The 17,635-nt window shown below is 39.0% G+C and carries 18 protein-coding genes and 2 tRNA genes; 11 read left to right on the top strand and 9 right to left on the bottom strand.

Annotated elements, in window-relative coordinates; genetic code table 11:
- Positions 1–15: 15 nt before the first annotated feature.
- The 4 genes from ACORHV_RS07035 to ACORHV_RS07020 form a co-directional block, all read right to left on the bottom strand.
- Positions 16–600 (bottom strand): Asp23/Gls24 family envelope stress response protein, encoded by a 585-nt coding sequence (locus tag ACORHV_RS07035; protein WP_000072932.1) that lies wholly within the window; start codon positions 598–600, stop codon positions 16–18.
- Positions 601–611: 11 nt separating this feature from the next.
- Entirely contained in the window at positions 612–782 is a 171-nt protein-coding gene (locus tag ACORHV_RS07030; protein WP_000454669.1) for a DUF2273 domain-containing protein, read from the bottom strand.
- Between the two features lie 11 nt (positions 783–793).
- The gene (gene amaP / locus ACORHV_RS07025; protein ID WP_000045614.1) at positions 794–1,357 is read right to left on the bottom strand and encodes an alkaline shock response membrane anchor protein AmaP; all 564 of its coding nucleotides are present in this window, start codon (positions 1,355–1,357) and stop codon (positions 794–796) included.
- 99 nt (positions 1,358–1,456) lie between these two features.
- Entirely contained in the window at positions 1,457–1,693 is a 237-nt protein-coding gene (locus ACORHV_RS07020; protein WP_000964741.1) for a GlsB/YeaQ/YmgE family stress response membrane protein, read from the bottom strand.
- 296 nt (positions 1,694–1,989) lie between these two features.
- Here ACORHV_RS07020 and ACORHV_RS07015 point away from each other — a divergent pair, with 296 nt between their 5' ends.
- Positions 1,990–3,471 carry a M protein trans-acting positive regulator PRD domain-containing protein gene (locus ACORHV_RS07015; RefSeq protein ID WP_434397929.1) on the top strand — a complete coding sequence of 494 codons (1,482 nt, stop codon included), beginning with the start codon at positions 1,990–1,992 and terminating at the stop codon, positions 3,469–3,471.
- 153 nt (positions 3,472–3,624) lie between these two features.
- Here ACORHV_RS07015 and ACORHV_RS07010 read toward each other — a convergent pair whose 3' ends face one another.
- Positions 3,625–4,770: a low temperature requirement protein A gene (locus ACORHV_RS07010; RefSeq protein ID WP_434397927.1), complete on the bottom strand. Its 1,146-nt coding sequence runs from the start codon at positions 4,768–4,770 to the stop codon at positions 3,625–3,627.
- An 803-nt stretch (positions 4,771–5,573) separates the two neighbouring features.
- Here ACORHV_RS07010 and ACORHV_RS07005 point away from each other — a divergent pair.
- Together ACORHV_RS07005 and ACORHV_RS07000 are read left to right on the top strand one after the other, a co-directional pair.
- The gene (locus ACORHV_RS07005) at positions 5,574–6,863 is read left to right on the top strand and encodes a membrane protein (protein WP_001062787.1); all 1,290 of its coding nucleotides are present in this window, start codon (positions 5,574–5,576) and stop codon (positions 6,861–6,863) included.
- 9 nt (positions 6,864–6,872) lie between these two features.
- On the top strand, positions 6,873–7,961 hold the full coding sequence (locus tag ACORHV_RS07000; protein WP_247924338.1) for an AI-2E family transporter: 1,089 nt from the start codon (positions 6,873–6,875) through the stop codon (positions 7,959–7,961).
- A gap of 140 nt (positions 7,962–8,101) precedes the next feature.
- On the opposite strand, the gene ACORHV_RS06995 is transcribed toward ACORHV_RS07000, so the two are convergent.
- The 4 genes from ACORHV_RS06995 to ACORHV_RS06980 form a co-directional block, all read right to left on the bottom strand.
- Positions 8,102–8,174 (bottom strand) — tRNA-Lys (locus tag ACORHV_RS06995).
- A gap of 62 nt (positions 8,175–8,236) precedes the next feature.
- A complete protein-coding gene (locus ACORHV_RS06990) occupies positions 8,237–8,752 on the bottom strand; it encodes a DUF308 domain-containing protein (RefSeq protein ID WP_000672739.1) in 516 nt (171 codons plus the stop codon).
- A gap of 326 nt (positions 8,753–9,078) precedes the next feature.
- Positions 9,079–9,151: transfer RNA gene (locus ACORHV_RS06985), tRNA-Lys, on the bottom strand.
- 263 nt (positions 9,152–9,414) lie between these two features.
- The gene (locus ACORHV_RS06980; RefSeq protein WP_084880181.1) at positions 9,415–10,686 is read right to left on the bottom strand and encodes a replication-associated recombination protein A; all 1,272 of its coding nucleotides are present in this window, start codon (positions 10,684–10,686) and stop codon (positions 9,415–9,417) included.
- Positions 10,687–10,801: 115 nt separating this feature from the next.
- On the opposite strand from ACORHV_RS06980, the gene ACORHV_RS06975 reads away from it, so the two are divergent.
- From ACORHV_RS06975 to ACORHV_RS06940, 8 genes are all read left to right on the top strand, one after another.
- Positions 10,802–11,272 (top strand): DUF3013 family protein, encoded by a 471-nt coding sequence (locus ACORHV_RS06975; RefSeq protein ID WP_084880182.1) that lies wholly within the window; start codon positions 10,802–10,804, stop codon positions 11,270–11,272.
- A 37-nt stretch (positions 11,273–11,309) separates the two neighbouring features.
- A complete protein-coding gene (locus ACORHV_RS06970) occupies positions 11,310–11,852 on the top strand; it encodes a hypothetical protein (RefSeq protein WP_000890355.1) in 543 nt (180 codons plus the stop codon).
- Positions 11,853–11,901: 49 nt separating this feature from the next.
- A complete protein-coding gene (locus ACORHV_RS06965; protein ID WP_000421346.1) occupies positions 11,902–12,336 on the top strand; it encodes an NUDIX hydrolase in 435 nt (144 codons plus the stop codon).
- A 136-nt stretch (positions 12,337–12,472) separates the two neighbouring features.
- Positions 12,473–13,423, top strand: coding sequence for a 50S ribosomal protein L11 methyltransferase (gene prmA, locus ACORHV_RS06960; protein ID WP_000860551.1), 951 nt, complete (start codon positions 12,473–12,475; stop codon positions 13,421–13,423).
- 1 nt (position 13,424) lies between these two features.
- Entirely contained in the window at positions 13,425–14,168 is a 744-nt protein-coding gene (locus ACORHV_RS06955; protein WP_001188214.1) for a 16S rRNA (uracil(1498)-N(3))-methyltransferase, read from the top strand.
- Positions 14,169–14,178: 10 nt separating this feature from the next.
- On the top strand, positions 14,179–15,975 hold the full coding sequence (pepF, locus tag ACORHV_RS06950; RefSeq protein ID WP_000435606.1) for an oligoendopeptidase F: 1,797 nt from the start codon (positions 14,179–14,181) through the stop codon (positions 15,973–15,975).
- A gap of 20 nt (positions 15,976–15,995) precedes the next feature.
- Positions 15,996–16,778: a hypothetical protein gene (locus ACORHV_RS06945; RefSeq protein ID WP_001079821.1), complete on the top strand. Its 783-nt coding sequence runs from the start codon at positions 15,996–15,998 to the stop codon at positions 16,776–16,778.
- Between the two features lie 61 nt (positions 16,779–16,839).
- Positions 16,840–17,631 (top strand): DUF2785 domain-containing protein, encoded by a 792-nt coding sequence (locus ACORHV_RS06940; RefSeq protein ID WP_000284153.1) that lies wholly within the window; start codon positions 16,840–16,842, stop codon positions 17,629–17,631.
- Positions 17,632–17,635: the final 4 nt, after the last annotated feature.

Below are 17,635 nucleotides of genomic sequence, written 5' to 3'. Positions count from 1 at the left end.
TTTTGATCAGATGAATTAGTGTACGCGAGCATTTTCTTTTGTTTCGCCTTTAACGGCTTCAACACCTTCGCCTACTTTTTCTTGAACAGCAGCTACACCTGAACCGATACCAGATTTCACTTTTTCAAATTGTTCTGAAGCAAATTCTCCTGTTGAAGAAGCCACGTCAGTTACTCGGTCTTGGAGGCTAACTGAATCTGCTTCATGCTGTTCCTTCGTTTTGATATCAACAACATTCACATTGACTTCAACAACTTCTAGATCAGTCATTTTTGTAACTTGTGATACGACAACATCTTTGATTTCTTTGTACAAAGCAGGGACATTCTTTTGGTATTCAACAACAATGTTCAAGTCAACTGCTACTTGTTCTTTCCCAACTTCAACATTGACACCATGAGTGACATTATCCGTATTGATAATTTTTTCTGTTAGATTAGAGAAGAATCCTCCATCCACATCCAAAAGTCCAGGTACTTTTTCAAGTGAAAGACCAATGATTTTTTGGATGACTTTATCCTCATAAGTGAGTTCCCCTTTAACATCTTGAGAAACAACAGCGACATCTTTTTTTTCTACATTTTTATCTACGTTTGACATACGAGACTCCTTTATTTATTTAAATATTTTTCCTTAACATAGTATCCTGCAAATGCTCCTAGGGCTCCACATATTAGTACAAATAGTGTTTTGAAAAAGCCAAAGGATAAGATAAAGCAAGCGAGAATGACACCTACTAAACCTGCAATAATTGGATACTGGTATTTTTTAAACCATTCCATTTTTTACTTCCTTACTTTACACGACTAACAGTCTTTTTGGTCGTTTTTGGAGGTTCAAATTCTTTCACTTTAACTTCAAGTTTTACCTCACGTTCAATACCAAAGAACTGCTTTAATCCATGAGTTATTTCATTCTGAATGACAAGACATCGATTTGAGATGTTGTCCGAAGGAAGAATTTTGCCCTCAACATAAACAAAACATTTATTTTTGCGGCTATTTACATGGACTGTTGGTTCTTTGATTAACTGATGATCAATGACCAAACATCGAACAAAGCCTTCGATAGCTGAATTTTTTAGTTTTAATGTATCTTCTTGAGTCTCTAATTGAATCTCTAAATATTGTTTAGGATAGAAGAGTATTACTAGCATTGAAATTAACACTAAAACAGATAGGACAAGTGTCCCCCAAAAGACATATCTAGCAATCAGAAATTCAGCGTAGAGTTCTCTCCAACTGAATAAGTGGATATCTAAATCACTGACCTGATGATAATCTATGAGAATAGGAAGGAAAATAGCCAAGATTAAAATACAGAAAATAAGTAACAATATTTTCTTTGATTTTGACATATTAAATCCTTTCAAATGAAAAGCTTTAAACCATAATTTTACCCGTCTACAGTATTCAAAATTATGGCTTATCACTTTGAATTTCTTATTAGGTAATGCTTATTTTTTACCAAATAGAAATGAAACGACTGCAACAACAATCACTGCACCTACGATTGACGGAATAATAGCCATTCCAGCCAATGAAGGTCCCCAGCTACCTAGAAGTGATTGCCCTACAGATGAACCGATAAGACCTGCAAAGATATTTGCAATCAATCCCATTGAACCACCTTTTTTAGTGATTGCACCTGCGATGAGACCAATAAGACCTCCTACAATAATGGACCACAACATAGTGTATCCTCCTTTTCTATTTCTAAATCAAAGAGTCAATTTCTTTGATTGAACTAATTATATACTATCTCAACTTGGAAACATAATAGTTCGTCTTAAAAACCGTACTGTAAACATGTACTTTAGATACAAATAAATAAGAAAATCTTGGTGCTACTGGGCTTCTAAGGGATTAGACTAGTCTTTTTATGACAAGCAAAAGTCGTTGTAAGAGGATAAATGCATTCCATGTGGTATAATTGCATGAAGATTGAAAGACAATCCTTTAGTTTATTATAAAGAGAGAAAAGCTATTCATGAGAGATTTATTATCGAAAAAAAGTCACAGACAATTAGAATTATTAGAATTACTATTTGAAAACAAACGCTGGTTTCATATTTCAGAACTAGCAGAATTATTGCACTGTACAGAACGTTCTGTAAAAGATGACTTGTCCCAAGTCAGATCTTCTTTTCCTGACCTGATATTTCATTCCTCAACAAACGGCATACGTATCATTAACACTGATGATAGTGATATTGAGATGGTCTATCATCATTTTTTTAAGCATTCAACCCACTTTTCAATTTTAGAATTTATCTTCTTTAATGAAGGATGTGATACTGATAGTATTTGCAAAGAGTTTTATATCAGTTCTTCCTCTCTTTACCGTATCATCCGTCACATTAATAAAATTATTAAGAAACAATATCGTTTTGAAGTTAGCCTCAATCCAGTTCGAATCACTGGAAATGAAATCGATATCCGTTACTTTTTTGCCCAGTATTTTTCAGAGAAATATTATTTCTTTGAATGGCCCTTTGAAGATTTTTCTGTAGAACCTTTGTGTAAACTGTTGGCACTGGTCTATAAAGAAACTGCATTTCCTGTCAATTTCGCCACTCAACGAATGTTAAAGTTACTCCTCGTAACAAATTTATACCGAATAAAGTTTGGTCATTTTATGGAAGTTGAGAAAAATTCTTTTAACAATCAATTGTTAGAGTCTTTCATGCAGGCAGAAGGCATCGAAGAGATTGTAGCGAGCTTTGATTCTGAATATCGTATCTCTCTGAATAAAGAAGTGATAGGTCAACTGTTTGTATCCTATTTTCAAAAAATGTTTTTCATAGATGAAGAAGTATTCTTGAACCATGCAAAAACAGACAGCTATGTAAAAAAATCGTATCAGTTATTGGGAGATTTAGTGGATCAGGTATCAAGAGACTATAATCTTCAAGTAGACAATAAGGACAATCTGATTTGGCATCTGCATAATACGGCACATCTGCATCGCCAGGAATTATCGACAGAGTTTATCCTATTTGATCAAAAGGGCAATACAATCAAGAACTTTCAAAATATTTTCCCTCGCTTCGTTTCAGAGGTGAAGGAAGGGATTGAACACTATCTAGAGGCTTTGGATATGGATCGTAATTCAATGAAGGTCAATCATTTGTCCTATACTTTTATCACTCATAGCAAACACTTGGTGTTAAATCTTTTACAAAATCAACCTAAATTAAAGGTTTTGGTCATGAGTAATTTTGATCAGTATCATGCAAAATCAGTAGCTGAGACACTTTCTTACTATTGCAGTAACAATTTTGAACTGGAAGTTTGGAGTGAATTAGAGTTATCACTTGATGCTCTAAAAGAATCACCTTACGACATCATTATTTCTAATTTTATTATTCCGCCTATTGAAAATAAGAGACTGATCTATTCCAATAATGTCAATACAGTCGCTCTCATCTCTTTGCTTAACGCAATGATGTTTATTCGATTGGACGAGTAACTAAGAATAACAAAAAACGCTAGATAGCGTTTTTTCTTATAAGAAAAGAATTTCATCTATATTAGACTCAGAATATCCTAACAATCCTGTCATTTTTTAGTTCAGAACAACAAAAAGCCTTGGTTCCCAAAGCTTTTTTATGTTATAAACTCATTAAAAGAACCCCCAGTTAGATTTGGAATATTTTTTATTCTGTGTCACATAAAAATAAATAAAATGAATGGCTATAGCTAGAGCTAAAATGGTTGTTATACTCACTACTATTATAGGATTAGAAGCAAAGATTAAAGAGAGAATCAAGGCAGCCAGATAGAGTGTCGCTTGGACACAGTAGTAACTTTTCGAATAGCGAAGATAGTGTTTGTTATAGGGCCCATTTACTAGGACAGCAGCTTGAAAGAGGCCAAATCCGATATAAGAGAAGCTGGTTGCAAAGAGAAGATTAGCTTCAGGATTCAGAAGAAAACTCATCGATACAGTCATCATCATAAGCCCAATGAAAATAGGATAGTGACTGTAAATTAGAAATAGCCACTTTTGATTAGATTTTTCATCAATAGCATGGTCGAATTGACCAAAATAAAACAAGAACAGAGAAATCATAATAATGAAATAAAGAACCGAATAAATCGAGAAATTCTCGATTGTAAAGAAGTTAGCTAGCTCCGTAATCATCTCTCCAAACATAATAATGACAAGAAGGGAGATGCGCTCGATTAAATGGGGGAGATTTACCTGGTAATGCTTATCTTTATTAAGCAAGATACTTGGCATAATAAATGTTAGCAGAATACTAGCAAATAAGACAGAGACTCCAACGTAAATAGGAAGAAGAGCTGCTAGATAGACTCCTAAACTTCCTAGACCTGTTATCCATAGAAAACCTTTGATACTTTCCCGTTCAACATTATCGGTTGATTTTCTAAAAAATTCAACCAAATATTGTAAAAATAAGGTAAAGGTTAATGTACCAACAGCCCAACAAAGATAATGAAAATATTGTTGCCAATCAGGTCCCATCATATTGGCTATAAAGAGTAAAAGTCCCATTTTGATAAACATGATTACCATGTTAAATAAAGAGTTCTTTCCATAGCGATTGGTATAAACGGTTTGAATCATCCATGAATCAGTGAGAACCAAAACAGCCATGAAAAAATCAAGGAAAGAATTCCAAGTCAAAATACCGTTATGAAGATGCTCAATTAAAGTAGTTACTTTTGAAATTGCAAAAACAAAAACTAAGTCATAAAAAAGTTCTGAAAATTCTACACGTTTATGTTTAATAAGAGTTGTCATCTTAAGACCTTTCTATTTTAGAAGTACAATTTATTATAACAGAAAATGATAATGAAAGAGAAGGATATGCTTAAATAACTTCATGTGACGCGAATGAACTGCGCCACAAAAGTTAGGTTTTTTCTGTCTAACTTTTGGGGTGCAGTTCAGAAGGGGTGTTTTTTCTATCGTTTTTTAGTGCTAAGACTACACAAAAAAGCCTTGATTCCAAGGCTTTTTCCTGTTGATTTAGATGCCCCCTACAGGGATTTGGAAAGGACTTTCATATTGAGAGCAATTAAAAATATTGAAATATAAGTGATTTTAGGTATTTTCAATGTCATGATTTAAAAATGGGACAAAAGTGGGGCAAAAACCATACAGATTCTAAACTGTATGGTTCTTTTTTTATCTAACCAAGAAAGGTTAAAACTTATTAAAACACATGCAATCAACTGTTGAAAACTTTTTAGTCCGTGTAATATAAAAACAAGTAAAAAGTTGAACTATAGGGAATATTGTGTCATAATAGGTAATAGATGAATAATTAATAGATTGGAAATAATGCTTTCTTACCTTAACAAGTTGAATTGGTTATACATTTTTTCGTCGCAATTGTGTCTATCTCTCGAGTTTAGCTAGTTTTTATAAGCTCTGGTTTCTAATCAATATAACAAATTTTAGAAGTGCATAAGACAAGATGGTGACATTATTACAGTCATTTCTAGTCACCATATGTTGCTGGCACAGGCTGTTTGTAGTGTTGGCTATTTACTAGTCAGTTTAATCGGAGTGTTTAATTTTTATTGTTGAAAGGTTTTTATATGGCGAAAATTCTATCTTTAGGTCTGACAGGTAAGAAATTACTTGCTCAGGGGTTCTTGTTTGTTCTGCTAGGTCTCATCTTGATGGTCACGGGGACTTGGTTGCCAGTAACAGTTATTCGCCTGGTTCTGTTTTTAGCTTGGATAGCAACGGTCGTAGATTTGCTATTAAGAGTTTTCAAAAAAAGCCAGTCAACGGATACCTTGGGAGTTGCACTGGTTAAATTGTTAGTGCTGGGATATTTGCTAGGTTCTAATCTTGCGACTGATATACCGATTTATGTTCTGGCTCTTGTGATTGGAGTTTATCAGATTTTTCATGCTAGTATTAACCTTGTCACCTATGTTCTCTACCGCAAAAACAAAATTCGACCTCGTTTTCGTCTCTTACTAGATGGACTCGTACTAGTTTTTCTTGGTGGGACTAGTCTTTTGTCCTCTACAGGAAATTCTGTCTTTCAACTCTTTGTATTAGGGGCTTATTTTTTCCTTTATGGTGTGTCCAATATCCGTGATGGTTTCTTGTTTGAGGAGGAAATTGGGAAAAACCATCTCAAACGTCGTGTAAGAATGAGCTTACCTATTGTCCTAGCCGCTCTCATCCCTGCAAGAACTTTAGCAAAAATTAACAAATTTATGCTGGAAAATGCTGATGAGGAAGAAGATATCCATCTTGGAATAGTGAAGTCTGGTAAGACAGCAGAGCTAGAAATTTTTGTTCATACAGCTGAGACCTCCCTGTTTTCAGCTATTGGTCATGTGGATATCTGCTATCAGGGCCGTGTTATTTCTTATGGCAACTATGATCCGTCATCTGAGACCTTATTTGGTATGGTAGGAGATGGTGTCTTATATTTCTGTGATCGTGACAAGTACATTGACCTATGTAAACGTGAGAGTCAAAAAACGCTTTTTGGTTATGGGATAGATTTGACGCCTGAAATGGAAAAAGCAGTTCAGAAAAAGTTGGCTGAATTGAAACAACTGACGATTCCATGGGAGCCAAGTGCAGATAAAATCATGACAGGTGATGGTAAGGAAGACTACACCTACGCTTATAAAATCAGACATGAGACAGATGGGGAACTTTATAAATTTATCAAATCTAAGTTTAAATCCTACTTTGTCTTATCTACAAACTGTGTGCTCTTGGCTGATACCATAGTCGGTCAGGCTGGCACCGATATCCTCTCACCCAAAGGATTTATCGCTCCAGGAACTTACCAAGCCTACCTTAATCGAGAGTTTGAAAAACCAAATAGTATAGTCGTATCTAAACATGTTTATTAAGGAAAATTTATGAACTTAGTTAAAAAATATACCCCGTTAATCCTTTTTATAGGGCTGGTTGCTCTTGTAATTCTGAATGCATCGAGCTTTATATCAGGAGCAATCTCTCTTTTTGATGTAACATCAACCTTGATTTATGGTGCTGTTATTGCTTTTGTGCTTAATGTTCCTATGAAAAAAATTGAACAGTACTTAGTTAAATTGAAGGTAAAGGCAGAGTTGCGTCGTCCGATTGCCATGGTACTTGTTTTCCTAGCTCTTATCTTAATCGTGATTGCTCTTTTGGTTTTGGTGCTGCCAACCCTAGCTCAGACTATTAGTCAGCTGGGAACAGTCCTTTCAACAGTCCTTACTCAACTTGGGAAATTGCTAGGCAGCTCGGAATTTGTAACCAAAGACATGTTGTCAACTATCGTATCAGGCATACAGGGACAATCTAGTTCTATTAGCCAAGCTTTGATAGGTTTTTTATCAGGTCTGACTAGTAATATCGGCAATATTTTTTCAAGTTTGATGAATGCCTTTTTGATTATAGTCTTCACCTTTTTATTTTTATCCAGTAAGGAACATTTGGCAGCGATGACGAGTCGACTTCTAAAAGTTTTTCTTCCAGAGAAGGTGGTGATAAAGTTGACTTACATTGGACAAGTAGCACTAGAGACTTATGACCAATTTTTGATGAGTCAGCTGATTGAAGCAGTTATCATAGGAGTTATGATAGCGGTTGGTTACAGCATGTTTGGGATACCCTATGGAGTAATGACAGGTATCTTTGCAGGAGTGCTATCGTTCATTCCTTATGTAGGGCCTATGATTGCTTGTGTTGTGGGAGCGATTTTTATCTTCACAGTGAGTCCTACTCAAGCCTTACTTTCTCTTCTTCTATATCAAGTTATACAGCTGATTGAAGGAAACCTTATTTATCCAAAAGTTGTAGGTCAGTCTATTGGTTTGCCAGCTCTTTTCACACTTGCAGCAGCTAGTATCGGAGGGAATCTTTTCGGACTACTTGGAATGATATTCTTTACCCCCGTATTTGCTGTTATCTATCGACTGGTTAAAGAATTTGTCGTTGCAAAGGAAAATCAGGTAGATTAAGAAAAACTAAATTTAATAAGATATACTGAGAAGAGAGTGAGAGATTCTCTTCTCTTTTATTTTTAAATACTTTTCTACAAAAAGCTATTAGACGTTAAAAAAAGCCTTGGTTTCAAGGCTTATTTCTGTTGATTTAGATGTGCCCCCTGCAGGGCTCGAACCTGCGCCCCATAGCTTAAGAGTCTACTGCTCTACCAACTGAGCTAAGGAGGCAACAGAAAAAGCTGAGAATGTAACTTCCCAGCTATTTTAATATGCCCAAAATGGCAGCTAGATTATTTACGAAAGGCATCAAGGATATAGGTGAAACCAACAATTAAAAATGCAAAGGCAACGACATAAACGACAAAGACACTTGTAGCTACTGGATTGAACAAAATCACTAGACCTAGTAAAAATGCAAGCAACGCTATCCACATGATATGGTTGCCAATAATAGGGAAAATCAATCCCAGACGATTGCCTTTAAAGAAAGCTATAATGGCTTCTACAATTAACCAAATTCCTAAAATAGTTGGAATGACAACTGGCAGCGTCACAAAGCCATAGGCAACGAGGTAAAGAGCTAAGAGAAGATTAACAATCCCTTGGAAAAGATGAGCTGGTGAGCGAAGCTCTTTTGGTACAGAGAAATAGCCTAAAATAGCTGCTATAGAAGAAACCAGTAAACCAAATGCAATCCACCAGCTGTAAGCAACAAGATTAGCTACTGGGTTTGTAAATAGGAAAAGTCCTAAAAGGACAAAAACAACTCCTGCAAGGAATAGCAGTAAACGATTAGAAAATTTCATTTCAATACCCCCTATATAGTATAGTATAGTTTGATAATAAAAATATTATACACCTTTTTAGAGGAAATGTCAATAAACAAAATGGAAAATTTGGAAGTTTCAGTTTTTATCATTTTGAAAATAAAAAGAGAAGATAAAATTTGTCTTCTCTACATGAAAATATTGTATGGCATCAAAGCAAAAGTAACTGGCTTTACACTATTTGTAAAGATGTAATTTGATTCAAAAAGAAAAGATAGATTTAAAAGTGGGGCAAATGATGGAGCAAATCAGTTATAGACAAGCAAAAAAGCCTTGAAATTAAGGCTTTTTCCTGTTGTATTTAGTGCCCCCTACAGGGATCGAACCTGTGACCCACGGATTAAGAGTCCGCTGCTCTGCCAGCTGAGCTAAGGAGGCAAAGAAAAAGCTGTATTGGTGCCGAATCTTCACGGTTTGTATTGAACCCGCGCAATTAAGCAGGTGGGCAACTCGCTCTAACTGAAGCTGTTTCCGTGTGAGACGGCTTACATGCTGTTAGAAGACTTTTGTTTCCCTAATAATACAAAAAATAGTCGGTCAACACTTAAGTGTGAAGTCGTACACCACAGCGTTTCTATATTTATATGATACCACTTTTTTAAAAAAATTCAAGAGGAAAATTTATTTTTTTGAAAAGGATTTCACAAGTTCCGTAATTTATCAATGGTTTCCTTACGTTGGGCTAAGGCCCGTTCGTACTTGCCAGTTTCCTCTGGTGAAAAGTAGCTATGATTGCGAATCTTTTCTGGCAAGTAGTCTTGTTTGACCCAGTGTCCAGGATAGTTGTGTGGATAGAGATAATCTTGGGCGTTCCCCAATTCCTTGCTACCGCTATAATGTCCATCACGTAAGTGACGAGGGATTGGTAGGTGACCAGAAGTTTTGAGATCAGCAAGAGCCTTATCCATAGCCACATAGGCTGAGTTGGACTTGGGAGAAAGGGCTAAATCAATCACAACATTAGCAATGAGAATGCGAGCTTCTGGGAAACCAATCCTTTGTGCAGCATCTAGAGCAGTCACGGTATGAATCTGGGCTTCAGGATTGGCCAAGCCGATATCTTCATAAGCGATAACAGTCAAACGACGAGCTAGACTAGGCAGATCCCCAGCTTCAATCAAGCGGACTGCGTAGTGGAGACTGGCATCCACATCCGAGCCACGGATGGATTTTTGCAGGGCAGAGAGGACATCGTAGTGCCCGTCTCCATCCTTGTCCATAGTAATATAGCTTCGCTGGAGGCTATTTTCCATAATATCAAGCGTGATATGGCGGATGCCCTTGTCATTTTCAGGGGTAGAGAGAACAGCCAAATCTAGTGAATTAAAGGCAGAACGAAGGTCTCCATTGGTAGAGGTTGCGATGAAATCCAGCGCATCCTCATCTAGCTCAACTGGGAAGTCAAAACCACGCTCAGGGTCAGTTAGAGCGATTTGAATCGCCTCTTTGACGTCTTGATTGGACAAGGGTTCTAATTCAAAAATCTGAACACGGCTACGAATGGCAGGAGTGACTGAAAAGAAAGGATTTTCAGTCGTAGCCCCAATCATGATGACCAGACCACTTTCTAAGAGTGGTAGAAGAAAGTCTTGCTTGGTTTTATCTAGTCGGTGAATCTCGTCCAGTAGCAGAACCAGTCCTCCAGAAAATTTAGCTTCTTCGGCGATTTCTTGCAGTCGCTTTTTACTATCCACTGTCGCGTTGAAGGTCCGAAAGGCATACTTGGTCGTTCCAGCGATGGCAGAGGCGATACTGGTTTTTCCGATACCCGGAGGTCCGTAGAGAATCATGGATGACAGGCGGTTGGCCTCCACCATGCGACGGATGATTTTTCCTGGGCCGACCAGATGATTCTGACCGATGACCTGGTCAATGGTTTTTGGGCGCATGCGAAGCGCGAGATTGTCTGGCATAGCAGTCCTTTCTAACATGGATTTTCTGATGTAGATGTGGTAAGATGGTAGTATCTATTTTAGCATATTTCCGAGCAATCGGGGCGATTTAAGAGTCGCATAGAAAGAGGACAAAATGGCAACATACGGATTTTTAGATGTTTTAGAGGAAGAGTTGGACAAGAACTTTCCATTTGACTATGAGATTAGCTGGGACAAGCGCAATCATGCGGTAGAAGTGAGTTTTCTCTTGGAAGCGCAAAACGCTGCGGGAGTAGAGATGCTGGACGAGGACGGAGAGGTGTCATCAGACGACATTCTCTTTGAAGAAGCAGTCCTTTTCTACAATCCTGCCAAGTCAACAGTCAATGCGGACGATTATTTGGCTGTCATTCCTTATCTTCCAAAAAAAGGTTTTTCTCGCGAATTTTTAGCTTATTTTGCGCTATTCCTCAAAGACACTGCAGAGGTTGGGCTGGATGCCCTCATGGACTTTTTGGAAGACCCAGAAGCAGAAGAGTTCGTCATGGAATGGAACCAAGAAGTCTTTGAAGAGGGGAAAGTCGGCTTGGAAGAGGGAGAGTTTTATCCTTATCCGAGATACTAGGAAACTTTAAAAATAAGGAATTCAAAGAGGAGAGAGCATGTTAGAGAAAATCAAACAAATTTTTATGAGAAAGTCAGATAAATCTGAGTTTTCTTCCTCTTCTCTTCCTCGCAATCGCTTTGCGGATCTAGATTTCGAGCGAGTATTGAAGTTTGGAACTCGTCGCCTCGTTAATGAGGAGGGACTCTACGCAGAGGATGGTAAAATCACAGAACTTGAATTTCCTGAAGATTTTGCGGAATTTGAATTTCTAGTTGGTTTTAAGACGGAGGAAGAAGAGCAGTTTCAACAACTATTAGCTCGTTTAAATAGTATTGACAATGCCATTCAGTCTTGTTTGGAAAGTGAGATGCAACAACCCATCCCTCAGTTTGCCAAGGATTTGGGCTATACTCAGAAGAGGTGGGAAAGGACATTTTACTTCCATCCTTGGGTATTAAGTTTTGAGGAAAATCCGCCTAATCTTCGCTATGTTGCAGATTATGTAAATGATGAGTTTACCGTTTATTTTGCTAAAAAACATGGTAGATGGCAGGCATACTGGGATGCAGATTGCCAAAAGGTGATTGAAGAAAGCTAGCTAGGGGTTTTCTATAGAGTAGTAGTTATGATAAGAAAAGGTCATCATCATGGAATTATTGGATAAACACTTGGATTTTACGGGTTGTAAAATTGCCCTCTTTTGTGGAGATAAGCTACTGACCATCTTGCGTGATGACAAGGACAATATCCCTTGGCCCAATATGTGGGAATTGCCAGGTGGTGGTCGCGAAGGGGACGAAAGTCCTTTCGAGTGCGCAGCGCGTGAAGTTTATGAAGAACTAGGAATTCATCTGACTGAGGATTGCCTGCTCTGGAGCAAGGTCTACCCCAGCATGCTCTATGAAGGTCGGCAGTCTGTCTTTATGGTCGGTCAGCTAAGTCAAGAACAATTCGACAATATCAACTTTGGAGATGAAGGACAGGCTTATAAGCTGATGAGCATTGAGGAATTTTTGAATTCTAAACAAGCTGTGCCTCAGCTACAGGCGAGATTGAGGGATTATTTAAAAGAAAGTGAATAGAAAGGATGGTTCGGTTAAATTTCTAAACTGAACCCGCCCTAAACACTGTGCCAAAAAGATAAACTTCTCATAGACACAAGCGTCTTCAGAGAATTTCCTATTTGGCTTTGTGCATGACGGGCTTGGTATCTTAATTATGAAAACATGGCAAGAGTTAAAAGTAACGGTTAAGCGTGAGGGGGAGGAGCTGGTCTCCAATCTCTTGATTGAGTTAGGTGCCCAAGGTGTTGCGATCGAAGACAGCATGGACTATGTGGGGAATGTCGACCGTTTTGGTGAGATTTTTCCAGAGGTCGAGCAGCAAGAAGAAATCATTGTGACAGCCTACTACCCTGATACGGTTGATGTGGCAGTGGTTGAGGCAGATTTGCAGGCTCGCTTAGAAGAATTGACGGATTTTATGGATTTGGGAGATGTCAAGATGGGCACGACTGCCTTGGCTGAGGAAGACTGGGCTGACAACTGGAAGAAATACTATGAGCCAGCTCGCATCACTCATGATTTGACCATCGTGCCATCTTGGACAGACTATGAGGCGACTGCTGGAGAAAAGATTATCAAGCTGGATCCAGGCATGGCCTTTGGGACTGGGACGCATCCAACGACCAAGATGAGCCTTTTTGCCTTGGAGCAGGTTCTTCGTGGTGGCGAAACGGTGCTTGATGTGGGAACTGGTTCAGGTGTCCTCTCCATTGCCAGCTCGCTTCTGGGTGCCAAGGAAATTTTCGCCTATGACCTGGATGATGTGGCGGTTCGTGTCGCTCAGGAAAATATTGAGCTCAACCCTGGCATGGAAAATATACATGTAGCGGCTGGAGATTTGCTTAAGGGTGTTGAGATTGAGGCAGATGTGATTGTGGCTAATATCTTGGCGGATATTCTCATTCATCTGACAGAGGATGCTTATCGCTTGGTCAAGGATGAAGGCTACCTGATCATGAGTGGCATTATCAAGGACAAGTGGGACATGGTGCGCGAGTCGGCTGAGTCAGCTGGATTTTTCCTTGAAACTCACATGATTCAAGGAGAATGGAATGCCTGTGTCTTTAAGAAGACTAAGGATATTTCAGGTGTGATTGGAGGCTAGCATGCAGCAGTATTTTGTAAAAGGCAGTGCTATCTCTCCAGTGACTATCGGGGACAAGGAAACCAGCAAGCATATGTTTCAGGTTATGCGCCTGAAGGAAGATGATGAAGTAATCTTGGTCTTCAATGATGGTATCAAGCGTTTGGCGCGCGTGCTGGATGTGGAAAATCGTCAGTTTGAATTGATCCAAGAATTAGCTGACAATGTGGAACTGCCAGTTCAAGTAACCATCGCATCAGGCTTTCCCAAGGGAGACAAGCTGGAGTTTATTACTCAAAAAGTAACCGAACTGGGTGCCAGCCAAATCTGGGCCTTTCCTGCCGACTGGTCGGTTGCTAAGTGGGACGGCAAGAAATTGGGCAAAAAGGTTGAAAAACTTGAAAAAGTCGCCCTTGGAGCAGCTGAACAAAGCAAGCGTAATATCGTTCCAAGCATTCAGCTTTTTGAGAAAAAAGCAGATTTTCTAGCTCAGTTTGACCAGTTTGACTCAATTGTGGTGGCTTATGAAGAATCAGCAAAAGAGGGAGAAACCGCTGCGTTTATCCAAGCAGTCTCTGGTCTTGAAAAAGGAGCCAAGTTGCTCTTCATCTTTGGTCCAGAAGGTGGCCTGTCACCTGCAGAAATTGAGAGTTTCGAAGCTAAGGGAGCAGTCTTAGCAGGACTTGGACCTCGCATTTTGCGAGCAGAAACAGCACCACTTTACGCTTTATCAGCTCTTAGCGTATTATTAGAGTTAGAGAAATAAGAGGAAGAAAATGGAACAAAAACACCGTTCAGAATTTCCTGAAAAGGAACTTTGGGATTTAACCGCCCTTTACCAAGACCGTGAGGATTTCTTGCGAGCAATCGAAAAGACTCGCGAAGATATCAACCAATTTAGCCGTGACTACAAGGGCAATCTTCATACGTTTGAGGAGTTTGAAAAGGCCTTTGCAGAATTGGAACAAATCTACATTCAGATGAGTCATATTGGTAATTATGCCTTTATGCCTCAGACGACAGACTATAGCAATGAAGAATTTGCCAATATTGCCCAAGCTGGGATGGAATTTGAAACAGATGCCAGCGTAGCCTTAACCTTCTTTGACGACGCCTTGGTGGAAGCTGATGAGGAAGTCTTGAACCGTTTGGGTGAATTGCCTCACTTGACGGCAGCTATTCGCCAGGCCAAAATCAAAAAAGCCCATTACCTAGGGGCAGATGTGGAGAAGGCCTTGACCAATCTGGGTGAAGTTTTCTACAGTCCCCAGGACATTTACACTAAGATGCGAGCTGGGGACTTTGAAATGGCTGACTTTGAAGCCCATGGCAAGACCTACAAGAACAGCTTTGTAACTTATGAGAATTTCTACCAAAACCACGAGGATGCAGAGGTGCGTGAAAAATCCTTCCGTTCTTTCTCAGAAGGACTTCGTAAGCACCAGAATACAGCTGCAGCAGCCTATCTAGCTCAGGTTAAGTCTGAAAAACTCTTGGCAGATATGAAGGGGTATGACTCAGTCTTTGACTATCTTTTAGCTGAGCAAGAAGTGGACCGTGCCATGTTTGACCGCCAGATTGACCTCATCATGCAAGAATTTGCGCCAGTTGCTCAGAGATACCTCAAGCATGTTGCCAAGGTCAATGGTCTTGAAAAGATGACCTTTGCAGACTGGAAATTGGACTTGGACAGCGCTCTTAATCCTGAAGTGACTATTGATGACGCCTATGATTTGGTCATGAAGTCAGTAGAACCTTTAGGACAAGAATATTGTCAGGAAGTTGCGCGCTATCAAGAAGAACGCTGGGTGGACTTTGCTGCTAATAGTGGCAAGGATTCTGGTGGTTATGCGGCGGATCCATATCGCGTGCACCCTTATGTCCTCATGAGCTGGACTGGTCGTTTGAGTGATGTCTATACCTTGATTCATGAAATTGGGCATTCTGGTCAATTTATCTTTTCTGATAATCACCAAAGTTACTTCAACGCTCATATGTCGACCTACTATGTCGAAGCGCCGTCAACCTTCAATGAATTGCTTTTAAGTGATTATTTGGAGCACCAGTCTGACGACCCTCGTCAAAAACGCTTTGCCCTTGCTCATCGTCTGACAGACACCTACTTCCATAACTTTATCACCCACCTCTTGGAAGCAGCCTTCCAGCATAAGGTTTATACATTGATTGAGGAAGGGGAGACCTTTGGAGCAAGCAAGCTCAACAGCATTATGAAGGAAGTTTTGACAGATTTCTGGGGAGATGCTATTGAAATTGACGACGATGCGGCCTTGACTTGGATGCGACAAGCTCACTATTACATGGGCTTGTATAGCTACACCTACTCTGCTGGTCTTGTCATCTCGACAGCAGGTTATCTCCATCTGAAAAACTCTGAGAATGGGGCTAGAGACTGGCTCAATCTCCTTAAATCAGGTGGTAGTAAGACACCGCTTGAGTCAGCCATGATTATCGGTGCCGATATTTCAACAGACAAACCACTCCGTGATACAATCCAATTCTTGTCAGACACAGTTGACCAGATTATCGCCTACAGTGCCCAGTTGGGAGAGTAGGGGGAATTTAGGATAAGGATATGAACAGAATTAAAAAATGGCTGGAGCAGGATTCACAAAGAATACGTTTTATAAAAATAGGCCTAGTCTTGTTGGGAATCATTTTATTGATTGCTCTTCCTACTCTCTATCTTGTTTTGAGCGGAGTTGGTATTTGGTATTTTGTAAAGAAAGTACCAGATATTCGAAAAAGAAATTTAATGATAGGACTTTTTGTTGTTAGTTTTATTGTAGTTTCTCTTCAAACTCCGACAGTCACAAAGAAAATTTCATCTTCTCAATCAGAAACTAAGCAAACTGCGGCATCCACTGCTAAAGTAGAGTCAACAACCGATGCTTCATCTAGTACAGAAGAGGCAAAACGAGTTGATGAAGAGAAAAAAGCTAAAGAAAAAGCAGAAGAAGAGAGAATTGCCAAAGAAAAAGCTGTAAATGAGTTGCAAGAAAAAGGTGAAACCTTAGTCAAACAATTGGAAGAAAGTCAAGATGCAAGTCAAGTGAAGTCTGTTAAAGAAACAGTTAATCAGATTGAAAATAATGATAAAAAGGCAGAATTGCTCGATAGGATAGACGCAGTTGAGTCTTTAATTTCTCAAAAAGAAGAAGAGAAAAGAATTGTGCGTGAATCTGAGACTAAAGCCCAACAGCAAGATAGAATTGTCTATGTTGCAAACCATGGGAATGCGAAAGTTTATTGGTATAGTAAGGATAGAATGCCTTTAAAAACTAATAAAGCTAATGTTGTCGAGATGACAGAGGCTGATGCAATTGCAGCAGGAAAACGTCTATCTAAAAAAGAATAAGATAGAAAGTTATCTTGGGCTGGCTTTTTAAACAGTTGCTAGAAATGTAGAGGTATTGACCATGTATCAAGAGTTACTTAGAAAAATAGCAGAAGAAAAACCAAGTTATCATGAGGAAGAAATCCAATGGTTGCTTGATCATTTGGGAGATCCTTCTCCAGAAATTCGCGATGACCTTGTTTTTACAAGCTTTGCTAGAGGGATTCAGGAAGAGCTATTTACACAGGAACAATTTTATTTCATTGCTGAAGGGATTTCATCTGATGGAGGGTTAGATAAAGAGATTGATAAGGTAGGCTTGTCAACACTTGAACGTTCTTTTAGGGCGCTTATTTATGCAAATCTCTTGTCTGCGGATGCCAACCAGCAATCGATTTTTTATCAGGGATTAAAAGCAGAAATTCGTAATGTCCTTTTAAATCAAGGCTTGCACTATCTTTCAAAAGAAAAGGATACAACGAGTTTTTCAAGTCAGTATGGTTGGGTTCATGCTTTTGCACATGGAGCCGATTTACTGACAGAGGTAGTTTGTCATCCAGACTTTCCTAAAAACAGAGTTCATGAAGTATTTGATATACTTGGCCAACTATTTAAAAGAGTTTCGATTCGCTTTACAGATGATGAGGATTGGCGTTTAGCAAGAGTGATCTATGAACCTATTTTACAAGGGAAGTTGGAGCAAGAGCAAGTAGCTTCTTGGATAAAAGCTGTTGATTTTCCGATAGAAGAAAGGGAGGATTTTTACAAATTTTCAAACTTTAAGTCCTGTCTGTTGGAAGTCTATGTTCAACTTGACCAGAGAAATAGTTTACAAGATGACTTGAAAGACGCTATCCAGTCTTTTCAATACTAGAGAT

Origin of the sequence: Streptococcus sp. KHUD_016, assembly GCF_051106465.1 — a bacterium.
In the GTDB taxonomy this organism is placed as follows: Bacteria; Bacillota; Bacilli; order Lactobacillales; family Streptococcaceae; genus Streptococcus.
This window is presented reverse-complemented; position numbering and strand designations above follow the sequence as displayed.